Origin of the sequence: Streptomyces sp. NPDC051183, assembly GCF_040682455.1 — a bacterium.
Lineage (GTDB): Bacteria > Actinomycetota > Actinomycetes > Streptomycetales > Streptomycetaceae > Streptomyces.
Window position 1 is genome coordinate 59,648 of the sequence record NZ_JBFBBA010000041.1, and the last position, 9,366, is coordinate 69,013.

Consider the following 9,366-nt stretch of genomic DNA (forward strand, 5'->3'; position numbering starts at 1 on the left):
GTCCGCAGCAGGCCTCGTAGAGCAAGTGGCACCTGGGAGCGCTCCGCAGCGGCGCACAGCGCCGTTGTGGAGGGCGAGCAGCCGCCCGCCGGGGGGCGTAGCCCCGGCCGGCGTGCGGGGCCGGGTACCCCGCGGACCCCAGCCGACGACGGCCCTCGCGCTCCTTCGTTCCTGGACACCTGCCGGGCGGGGGGATCGTAGGACACAGCGGAGGCCAGCGGCCGGTGGAAGTTCTTCTCTACTGCAGGGGCGCGCGCATGAGACGCGGGGATCGAACTGAGAGGTCGTGGCAGATGCGGGTTCCTTCTTACAGATAGCGGCACCGGCTTGACCTGCAGGAACGCGCAAGTTTTGCGCGCATGCACGCACAACTTGCCGCCCTGGTGCCCCCGGGTTTTGTGCGCGGGCACGCACAACTTGGTTCCGGCAAGTGAATCTTCGAAGTTGTGCGCGTCAAAGCCGGATCGCATACCCTCTTGGATATACTGTGTGGGCGACGCGGAACGATTGAAGGAGCAGTTCAGGTGCCACAAGCACGGCGCAAAGCTGCCGGTCCTGGGACGCGCGCGCTCAAACTGGAGCTTGCGCCGCAGCAGGTCCCCCAGGACGACGATCCGCTGGGTGCGGCGCAACATCGCCTCCTGCTCGACACCCTGTCCAAGATCGCCCGGCAGGGTGGCACGATCTCGTCGGACGGCGAGAAGCTCGACTTCAACTTCCTCGGCGGGAAGCAGTTCATCGCGGAGTCGACTGCCCTCGAGGACAACCTGTGGCGCTTCGGACTGCCGCTGATGGCACACCATTTGTTCAGCCACTTCAAGGCAAATCATGATCACGAGGGGCAGACGAAGGTCACCCAGGCCGAACTCGGCCGCCACTTCGGGTGCCATCACTCGAAGATCAACCGCGCCCTGAAGTCACTCGACGCCGTGAACCTGGCATGGAAGGCCCGGCAGGGGCTGTACCAGCTTCACCCCGGAGCCTCGTACCGGTGGGGAAGCCGGCGGCAGCGTAATCTCGTTGAGAAGTTGAGGCAGGAACTCAAGGACCGGCCGATCGTGATCCCCTTGCCTGAGACGAGGAAGCCATGACTACTGGCGCACCCTTGGTTCACAACCCCGCGATGTGGGAGAACCTCCCGAACGCCCGCTTGTCGGGGACCGCACGCGATGTCTTCGACGTCCTGACTTCTCGGCAGCAGCCCGGCGGCCTGGTGGTCATCAAGCAGAAGGAGATCGCCGAAAAGCTGGGGATACAGCAGTCCGGCGTGGGCCGGGCGATCGGTGATCTCCGCGACCTCGGCATCCTGCACGCGCGCACCACACCCGGCCGGTACCGGATCAACCCGCTGTTGGCCGGGTACGAGTCGCTGGCGCACATGGTCAACGCCTTGTCCGCGGCCGACGCCGAAATCTGGCCGCTGCGGTACGACGCAGGTGTCCGGCCTCCCCGGCGCCTCGACGTGCGAGCCGGCACGGACTTCGATCCCGATCCCGGCGGCGGCGAGGAGGCCCCGATGCCAGACCTGGCGCCTGCTCTGCGGCTGCTGGCCGGCTGAGCTCCGCCGGCATACGGGCGCAGCACTAGAGCAGCTCCTGCCCGGCTATAGTTACTCCTACGAATCTCCTTGTGGGTGACCTCGCTCTCTGAGTTTGAGGAACCCTGCCTGGTGGTTTGTGGTGAGGGGTCAGACGATTTTGCCCAAGCCGGTCCTTCGAGGCCGGTACGGACCTTCGGGTCCGTGTCGTCTGGCCCCGACTTACTTTTCTGGGCCGAGGCCGACTCTGCCTCTGTCATGCTGGCTCATGGCCAGTGACGGGCCGACGCCCCACACCGACCCCGACTCCGGCCACCGCCTCTGCGGGATCTGCCCCGCCCTGCGGTACCCGCGCGAGCAGTTCGTGATCTACGACCGGCCGTGCGGCGAAGCATCCTTCAACTCCGCCGACGGACACCGGTACACCCCGGCCGGAGAGCCAGCGTGCGTCCATCCCCACAAGATCGGTACGCCGCCCGACCGCGTCGCCCCTCTACCCGGGCCCATGCCCGAGCCCCCGGCACCGCCCCGCACACGCCGCTGGTGGTGGCCGGGACGGCGATGAAGACGCCCCAGGGCTCGTCCACAGCAAGGATCCCCATGCAACCTGAATGTCCCATTTCGGGCCGGGTGGTACTCCGAACGGACAGTGTGATGGGGTAGGTCCGCGCGAGATTGCAGCGCACGGATACCGAGGGGCGCGAAATGCAGGACACCATACGTCGGAACGGATCATGGCTGAGGGCTGCCGGCATCGTCGTCGCAGCGGTGGCGGTCAGCGCCGGCACGACATTGCCAGCGGCCGCCGACACCGACTCGTGGAGCTACCTCACGAAGATGCAGGCCCACGAGATGTGGAAAATCGCGGACGGCAGCGGCGTCACCGTGGCCGTCATCGACAGCGGCGTCAAGGACGGCTCGGGCTGGAAGATCGACTCCGTTCTTCCAGGCGTTTCCTACATCGAGCCGCCTTTCGAGCGCCCGGACTACGTCTACCCGCCGCACGACGACTTCGTCGGGCACGGGACGACCATGACCGCGGCAATCGTCGGCGACGGCTCGTCAGGCGGCCCCAAGGGACTGGCTCCCGGCGCCAAGGTGCTGCCCATCCGCACGTCCGTCGGCACCCCCATGGCGTTCGCCGTGGCGTCCGAAGCCGCCAAGGGGATCCGGTACGCGGCCGACAACGGCGCCAAGATCATCAACTTGTCCCTCGGCTGGACTCCGGACTGGCCGATGGACAAGGTCAAGCCCGCCGTCGAGTACGCCCAGAGCAAGGGGCTGCTGATCTTCGCTGCGATGGGCAACGAGGGCGAGGGCAAGAACTGGACCAACGCCATCGCCGGCCTGCCGGGGGTCATCGGCGTAGGAGCCGTCGACCCGACCGGTAAGGCCATGCCGTTCAGTTCCCACGGGCCCGACACGGACCTGACCTCCGTCGGCAGCAAGGTCGAGATCCGCTGCGCCGAGAACAAGGGCTGGTGCACGGGGAACGGCGGCACCTCGTTCGCGACCAGTCTGGCTTCCGCCTCCGCCGCGCTCGTGTGGTCGGCTCACCCCGACTGGACCGCGAACCAGGTGGCCCGGGTCCTCATCCAGACCGCCGGAGCCCCCACCGACGGATCCAAGCGCAGCGACTGGGTGGGCTATGGAGTCGCCCGCCCCCGCAAGGTGCTGCTCGACCACGAGGGAGACCCGGGGGCGCCCGACGTCGACCCGCTGGCCGCTCCGGCCGCCCCGAAGACCCCCGCCCCCGGCACCGACCCGACAGCTGCGGCGGCGGCGCCTCGGGCGGAAGCAGCGGACGCGGAATCCGGCCTCTCCTGGCAGTGGCCGGCACTCGGCGCAGTCGCCGCCGTGGGCCTCGGCCTCGCCGCCACGGTGATCGTCAAGCGCCGCCGCAGTTGACCCTCCCGGGAGCAGCCAACTGCCGGGAGAACGGTTGCGCAGCGGCTCCTGCTGGACTTCCCCGTCGGCAGGACGGGCCGTGGCTGTCCGACCGCGAGGTCGACGCGCTCCGCTGCGCGCCGGAGTAGGGCCTGCAGGGGCGCTGCCCCGCACCCCCGGCCACCCTGCTGAGGGGGGTGAAGCGCCACGGCGCCGCGCGGCCCGGTGGGGTGAGGGGTGAAGGGGCGCGGGGTGGTTCCCTCCTTGGGCACCTCTCCGCACCATGCCCCACAACCGCCCGGGGACGCGGCGAAAAGCGTGCCGCGTCCCCGCACGCCCGCAGGGCCCACCGTGAGCGCCGCCCAAGGAGGGAACCACCCCGCTCGGCCAGAATGCTGGCAGCGACCGCGAAGCCCCCGCGCGGACCCGGTTTGAAGGTGTTCTGACCTACAAAAAGGCCCGCTCTGAGTGGACAGGTGACACTCAATGAGGTAGATTAGTCTATGTCGGAAGGAGGGAGGGTGAACCCGCCCCGGCGCCACCACCAACCACTTACGGAGCGATCATGACTCGCAACTTCCGGGCCCCCAAGGCCGAGCCGGTCACCGCCGAAGAGGTCTCCACCCACATCGCGGCCACCCCCACCGGCGCCGTCCCCTCCATGCCCAAGGACGCCGTACGGGCCGCGCTCCCCGTCACCATGTGGCCCAGCCCCTGGGTCGGCAAGGACTTCCTCGGCCTGGACTGCCTGCTCACACCCGGCTCCATGCACGGCGAGCGCCCCGCGGACGCCGCCCCGGGCGGTGAGCCGATCCTCTCCGTCCTGCCGCACGACTCCCTCTCCAGCAACACGATCTTCATCGAGGACCTGAAGGAGACCGCGCGTGCCGGAGGTTCCACCGAGGCCGAAGCCGCAGAGTTCAGCCGCTGGGTCATCGACCGGGCCCAGCTCTGCTTCGGGGACTTCCAGACCCCGTACGCGACCTGGAAGGACCTCCAGCGCACAGCCTGACCAAACCACCTGAGGGAGTAGACGCCGGTCGGGGGAGCGGCACATACCCATCACCCGGCCAGGTGCCCGCGCCGACGAAGGACACCGCGATGACGTACCAGCAGCCGACTGCCGCCCCCCACCCGGTCACCGCGCACTACTACAGCTCCGCCGAAGCGGCCGCCAGGGGTCCGCCGCTTCCTCTACTCCGAGGCCTACACGGTCACGCCGCCGCCCGGCACCGCCAGCGGCCCGCAGACCTGGCGCGGGACCACCGTGCGCGCAGCCGTGGCGAGCTGCATGCGCAAGCCCCCCGTTGGATGGCCGCACGGCCAGGCCGAGTTCCACCCCGGCGGGATCATCCTGTTCACCGGCCCCCCGCCCACGCCCTGGGACTCCTCCGAGTCCTGGCGCGCCGAGCCGGTCACCACGCCCCCGCCCTGGGGACCGGCGTGCGCCCGGTGCGGGGCCTTCGAGGACGAGCACTGCTCGTGGTGCGCGCCGTGGCTCCACCGCCCGAACGGAACCAGCTGCGTCCACGGCACCTTCACACCCACCAGCTGACCGCGTCCTGACCCGCCGAGGCCCGGGGCGGGGAGCAACTCCCCGCCCCAGGCCGCCCTCCCCTTATCGGAGCACCTATGACCACCACCCTGGCCCACTACCTGCTCGGCGCTCTCGACCGCCACCAGATCGCCGCCGGACAGAGCGGAGACAGCGCAGGGTCCTTCGTCTACGTCCCCACCCCCACCGCCGTAATCACCATCAGCGGAGTCCGCACTGACGGATCCGATGTCACCGTCGACCACGCCGTCGAGGACCACGACGCCCTCGTAGCTGATCACCGCGACCACGAAACTGGCGAGTACACGGTGATCTACGACTCCCAGGGAGGGAACCGCACCCTCCAGGAGGACTGCGAGGCCCTGATCGCCGCAGTCAGGGAGCACCTGCCGCCCCGCTCCCAGACAGCCCTGTAGACCCAGCCCGCCCCCTGCCCGGCCGCCACCGGAGCCCAGAGGGCAGGCCAGACACCCCCGGGCAAGGTGCCGGTGGTCGTGTTCCGCGCGGTTGGCGACGGTTCATTGTGATAGTTGATCCCGCCGCGAACGTCCGCTCGCCCAGCCTCAGCAACGTCGCCTGGCCCGCCCGTCCGAGCCCCGGTGCGCACCGCCGTACGCGGCGGTGCAGGTCGCCGGCACGCGGCCCGCACCAGAACACGCCATCAGACCCCGGTGCAGCCGGGACCCCGACCTCCAGGCGGTCCGTCGCTGCGCCCCGGCCCGCACGGTCGTCCGGTCCGTGTCCTCGCCGGACCGCTCCTGCGTCGCTCCACCGGCTCCGGTACTCCCTGCCTCCCCTGCCCACACCCACCCGCCCCTCCGAACTCTCAACGCGCAGGGAGGGCGGGGAAGAAACGGTCCGCGGTCACGACGCCGCCAGCACTCCGCCGCACCCCACACATCCCGCCGAACCTGGAGAACATCGTGAACACGCAACTGCCCGCCCTCGTCTGCGAAGAAGACTTCGGGGCCCAGGCCATGGAACAGGCCGTCGAGCATGTGGCCCGGCTCGTACGGCGCGTTGCCGAACGCGACGGTCTCACCGACGAGGCCGTCATGGGCCAGCTCACCGACAACATGCTCGGCGCGGTCTACCTGGGATACCTGCGCGCCGAGCGCGACGAGCTCGACGCCGAAGCCCGCGACGACGCGGCACGGCGCACCGCGTATCGCACTCTCTACGACAACGGCTGTCCCGGGCTCGCCTACCGGACCGTGCTGCGGCTGTGGGGACGCCCCCGCGCCCGCCGCCGTGCCGCCCTCCCCACCGCACCGGTTGCCACCCCCCACAAATGTGAGTAGAATAGTCAAAGTCGCGACAGGGAGGGTAAGCCCTGGATCGCGCACCACATACCACCGAGCCGAGGAGACAGCCGTGGGTGCACACGACTTTTACCAGGTGATGAGCGGAGCGACGCTCCACGAGGCGTTCCGTGACGCCGTCGAGCAGGCCCAGCACGAGTACGGCCACGACCCCTACTCCGGAACGGTCGCAACGAAGGACGAAGTAGTGCTGATCGAGGAGGAAGCAAGGACCGAGGACGACGCCCAGGCCCGCGCCCACGAGCTGATCGAAGCCGACGACGACCGCATCCGCGACAAGTGGGGCCCGGCCGGAGCCCTTCCCCTCCACCCCGTCGACGGACAGCCGGCATGGCTGCTCTTCGGGTGGGTGGCAAGCTGATGGCAGCCCCCACCGCCCCGTGCAGCTTCCGTTTCGCCCTGGACATCGACGGCTGGTCCGAGCTCAGCGCCTGGGGCTACGACGAGGGACTGGAGTCGTACTTCGCGCAGCTCTGGCGAGACGCCGACCCCGCCAATTCCAACCCGACCGTCTGGCTGATGGGCTACGACCCCCGCTACGCCCGCCGCGAGGAACTCTTCGCCGCGATCCTCGCCGCCACCCACGCCGCGCCGACGGAGACCCTCAGGGCCCTGGGTGGCGACCGTGAACGCCCCTCGGCGATCCGCCCCGGCGCCGCCCCGATCCTGGCCCACCGCCGCGCCATCGCCGGGCACGACACCGACTCCCCCCACCTGCGCGGCGCCGCCGAGGCGCTCGCCTGGCTAGCCGCGGAAACACCGCACGGCCCGCTCACCGGACAAAAAACCCCGGGCGGGCCGGGGATCCTCGAGATCGAGGCGGAACGGTGGGCCGCGAGCGCGGCCGCGCATCAGCGCCGCGACCTCCCGCACGACTGGTTCACCGGGATCGAGACCACCCTCATGTGGGCGAACGGCCAGACCGCCAGCCCCTGGTGACGCCGGGGCCTACTCGCCTGCCGGAGCCGGCCTGTGTGCGTCCAGCTCCGGGTGAAGACGCACGGCGACCGGGACCCGGAGTTGACGCCACCCACGAACGTCAAGTAGACTAGTCAATGTCGAGAAAGGGAGGGCAAGCCCTGGATCGGCCCCACTGCCGCCCATGAGGAGCGATTTCGTGAACGCCTACACCGCCGAGACCCCCGTTGCGACCACCCGCCCCACGGAGCGCCGCTTCCCGCGCTTCTGGAGCCGCCGCCAGCCCTCCCCCGCGCCGTACACGGAACTGGACTGCGCCTGCGGCGTACGAATTTCGGCGGCCGGCCTTGTCGGCGTCCTGGCCACCCGCAGGAGCATCTTCAACCACGCATGCCGGACCGAGGCCGCTCCCGCCGACACCAAGGCCTAACCGCGGCCGCCCGCCCTGCGCCACCCCGCAGGGGCGGCACCCCTCTCGATCCGCGGGGCCCTGCGGCGCCGTACGCGGCGATGGGCCCGCCGCGCGGCCAAACGGGCAGGCGAACGACTGTGGCTGCGGGAGCAGGGCCGGCAAGCCTGACTCCCGCTCGATTGACACCCACCACCTCGATAGGTAGAATAGTCTATGTCGAAACAAGGAGGGCAAGCCTTGGATCGGCCATCACGAACCATCCCGCATGAGGAGTTCTCACCCATGACCACCCCCGCCCGTCGGCACATCATCGTCGTCCTCGACCGCTCCGGCAGCATGAACCGCGTCCGCGAGGACACCGTGGGCGGGCTCAACGCCCTCCTCGACGAGCAGCGCCAGGTACCCGGCGTCACCACCGTCACCCTCGTGCAGTTCGACGACGAGGTCGAGACCGTCTACACCGCCCGCCCGCTCACCGACATCCCGGAGTTCTCCCTCCAGCCGCGCGGCATGACCGCCCTCCTGGACGCCGTCGGCTCGACGGTGTGGAACGAGGGGGTTCGCATCGCGATGCTGCCGGACTCCGAGAGGCCCGCCGAGGTGACCCTGGTGATCCTGACCGACGGCAAGGACAACCGCTCCCGCCAGCACACGCCGGGTGTCGTCCGCTACCTGGTCGACGGGGTCAGGGCGCAGGGCTGGACGGTGGTGTTCCTCGGCGCCAACCAGGACGCGTTCGAGGTCGCGGGCAGCCTCGGAGTCCCCGCAGCCACCACCCTGGGATTCGACACCTCCCAGACGCGCGAATCCCTCACCGCCACCGGCCGGATGGTCGCGCGCGGCACCCAGACCGGCGAGTTCACCTTCACCGGCGAGGAGCGCGAGGCCGCCGACGGGGCGAAGTAGCCGCAGTCCGGTCCACCGAAGCACCCGGGGGCGCGGCAGCCCGCGCCCCCGGGTGCCATGAACGACGAAAGGTGCTCCACCCCGTGTCCACCCCGACCCGCACCGCCCCCAATCCGGAGGCCGAGTTCGCCCGCGCCGTCGCCGCCGAGCTGGGGCCGCAATGGTCACCCCGGCCAGCCACCTGGCCCGGCCGCTTCCAGCTCGTCGACGGCCGGGGCGGACGACTCGTCCTCCTTCCCGGAACCGTCCGGGCCCTCCTGCCCGACACCAAGGCCCGCGACCTCCGCTACGGCCCCTCCTCCCCGGAAATCGGCGTCACGCCCCGCAGCCCCCGGTACGTGGCCGGGCACATCCGCCGCAGGCTCCTGCCCCAGTACGCGGCCGCGCGTGACGAGCGGCAGGCCCTGATCCGGGCGCAGCGCACCGAACGGCGCGAACGCGCCCTTGTCGCACAGCAGATCGCGGACGAGCTCGCCGCCACCATGCCGGACATCCTCATACGCTCCGACGCTCCGTACCGCAGGCAGACCACGGTCATCGGCGCCGGGTCCAAGCCGCTCAGCGCAACGGCCGTCGTCGGCGCCTCGGGGGCCACGATCTCCCTGACGATCGAGGGCCTGAACGCCGAGCAGGCCGGCGTCGTCACCGACCTACTCAAGAGACTGGCCTAGTTGCCCACTCCACGGTTGACGCCCACCACCCGGCCCGCGACGACAGCACCGTCCCCGCGCGGTAGCCGCCCAGCCGGGGCGGGGGGGGGGCCCCCCCCCCCCGCCCCCCCCCCCCCCCCCCCCCCCCCCCCCCCCCCCCCCCCCACCCCCCCCCCCCC

The 9,366-nt window shown here is 70.6% G+C and carries 12 protein-coding genes; all 12 read left to right on the plus strand.

Annotation, left to right across the window (positions count from 1 at the left end; translation table 11 throughout):
• The first annotated feature begins 524 nt into the window (after positions 1 to 524).
• The 12 genes from AB0M99_RS29940 (at position 525) to AB0M99_RS29995 (ending at position 9,208) form a co-directional block, all read left to right on the plus strand.
• The gene (locus AB0M99_RS29940) at positions 525 to 1,091 is read left to right on the plus strand and encodes a hypothetical protein (RefSeq protein WP_365925898.1); all 567 of its coding nucleotides are present in this window, start codon (positions 525 to 527) and stop codon (positions 1,089 to 1,091) included.
• A complete protein-coding gene (locus AB0M99_RS29945; protein WP_365925900.1) occupies positions 1,088 to 1,558 on the plus strand; it encodes a hypothetical protein in 471 nt (156 codons plus the stop codon). The genes AB0M99_RS29940 and AB0M99_RS29945 overlap by 4 nt, the downstream gene beginning before the upstream one ends.
• 684 nt (positions 1,559 to 2,242) lie before the next feature.
• Positions 2,243 to 3,445, plus strand: a complete 1,203-nt coding sequence (locus AB0M99_RS29950; RefSeq protein ID WP_365925901.1) for a S8 family serine peptidase — start codon at positions 2,243 to 2,245, stop codon at positions 3,443 to 3,445.
• A 544-nt stretch (positions 3,446 to 3,989) separates the two neighbouring features.
• A complete protein-coding gene (locus AB0M99_RS29955) occupies positions 3,990 to 4,436 on the plus strand; it encodes a hypothetical protein (protein WP_365925903.1) in 447 nt (148 codons plus the stop codon).
• 279 nt (positions 4,437 to 4,715) lie between these two features.
• Positions 4,716 to 4,979 carry a hypothetical protein gene (locus AB0M99_RS29960; protein WP_365925905.1) on the plus strand — a complete coding sequence of 88 codons (264 nt, stop codon included), beginning with the start codon at positions 4,716 to 4,718 and terminating at the stop codon, positions 4,977 to 4,979.
• A 77-nt stretch (positions 4,980 to 5,056) separates the two neighbouring features.
• The gene (locus AB0M99_RS29965) at positions 5,057 to 5,395 is read left to right on the plus strand and encodes a hypothetical protein (protein WP_365925907.1); all 339 of its coding nucleotides are present in this window, start codon (positions 5,057 to 5,059) and stop codon (positions 5,393 to 5,395) included.
• Between the two features lie 507 nt (positions 5,396 to 5,902).
• Positions 5,903 to 6,280 (plus strand): hypothetical protein, encoded by a 378-nt coding sequence (locus AB0M99_RS29970; RefSeq protein WP_365925909.1) that lies wholly within the window; start codon positions 5,903 to 5,905, stop codon positions 6,278 to 6,280.
• A 73-nt stretch (positions 6,281 to 6,353) separates the two neighbouring features.
• Positions 6,354 to 6,662 (plus strand): hypothetical protein, encoded by a 309-nt coding sequence (locus AB0M99_RS29975; protein ID WP_365925911.1) that lies wholly within the window; start codon positions 6,354 to 6,356, stop codon positions 6,660 to 6,662.
• Positions 6,632 to 7,240, plus strand: a complete 609-nt coding sequence (locus AB0M99_RS29980; protein WP_365925913.1) for a hypothetical protein — start codon at positions 6,632 to 6,634, stop codon at positions 7,238 to 7,240. Before AB0M99_RS29975 ends, AB0M99_RS29980 begins: the two co-directional genes overlap by 31 nt.
• A gap of 178 nt (positions 7,241 to 7,418) precedes the next feature.
• Positions 7,419 to 7,649: a hypothetical protein gene (locus AB0M99_RS29985; RefSeq protein ID WP_365925914.1), complete on the plus strand. Its 231-nt coding sequence runs from the start codon at positions 7,419 to 7,421 to the stop codon at positions 7,647 to 7,649.
• A 264-nt stretch (positions 7,650 to 7,913) separates the two neighbouring features.
• Positions 7,914 to 8,537, plus strand: coding sequence for a vWA domain-containing protein (locus tag AB0M99_RS29990; RefSeq protein ID WP_365925917.1), 624 nt, complete (start codon positions 7,914 to 7,916; stop codon positions 8,535 to 8,537).
• Positions 8,538 to 8,620: 83 nt separating this feature from the next.
• Positions 8,621 to 9,208 (plus strand): hypothetical protein, encoded by a 588-nt coding sequence (locus AB0M99_RS29995; RefSeq protein ID WP_365925919.1) that lies wholly within the window; start codon positions 8,621 to 8,623, stop codon positions 9,206 to 9,208.
• The last annotated feature ends 158 nt before the right edge of the window (positions 9,209 to 9,366 follow it).

Coding starts and splice junctions, on each gene's coding strand:
- AB0M99_RS29990 (WP_365925917.1), top strand. CDS start 7,914: ATGACCACCCCCGCCCGTCGGCACATCATCGTCGTCCTCGACCGCTCC.
- AB0M99_RS29955 (WP_365925903.1), top strand. CDS start 3,990: ATGACTCGCAACTTCCGGGCCCCCAAGGCCGAGCCGGTCACCGCCGAA.
- AB0M99_RS29965 (WP_365925907.1), top strand. CDS start 5,057: ATGACCACCACCCTGGCCCACTACCTGCTCGGCGCTCTCGACCGCCAC.
- AB0M99_RS29950 (WP_365925901.1), top strand. CDS start 2,243: ATGCAGGACACCATACGTCGGAACGGATCATGGCTGAGGGCTGCCGGC.
- AB0M99_RS29960 (WP_365925905.1), top strand. CDS start 4,716: ATGCGCAAGCCCCCCGTTGGATGGCCGCACGGCCAGGCCGAGTTCCAC.
- AB0M99_RS29945 (WP_365925900.1), top strand. CDS start 1,088: ATGACTACTGGCGCACCCTTGGTTCACAACCCCGCGATGTGGGAGAAC.
- AB0M99_RS29980 (WP_365925913.1), top strand. CDS start 6,632: ATGGCTGCTCTTCGGGTGGGTGGCAAGCTGATGGCAGCCCCCACCGCC.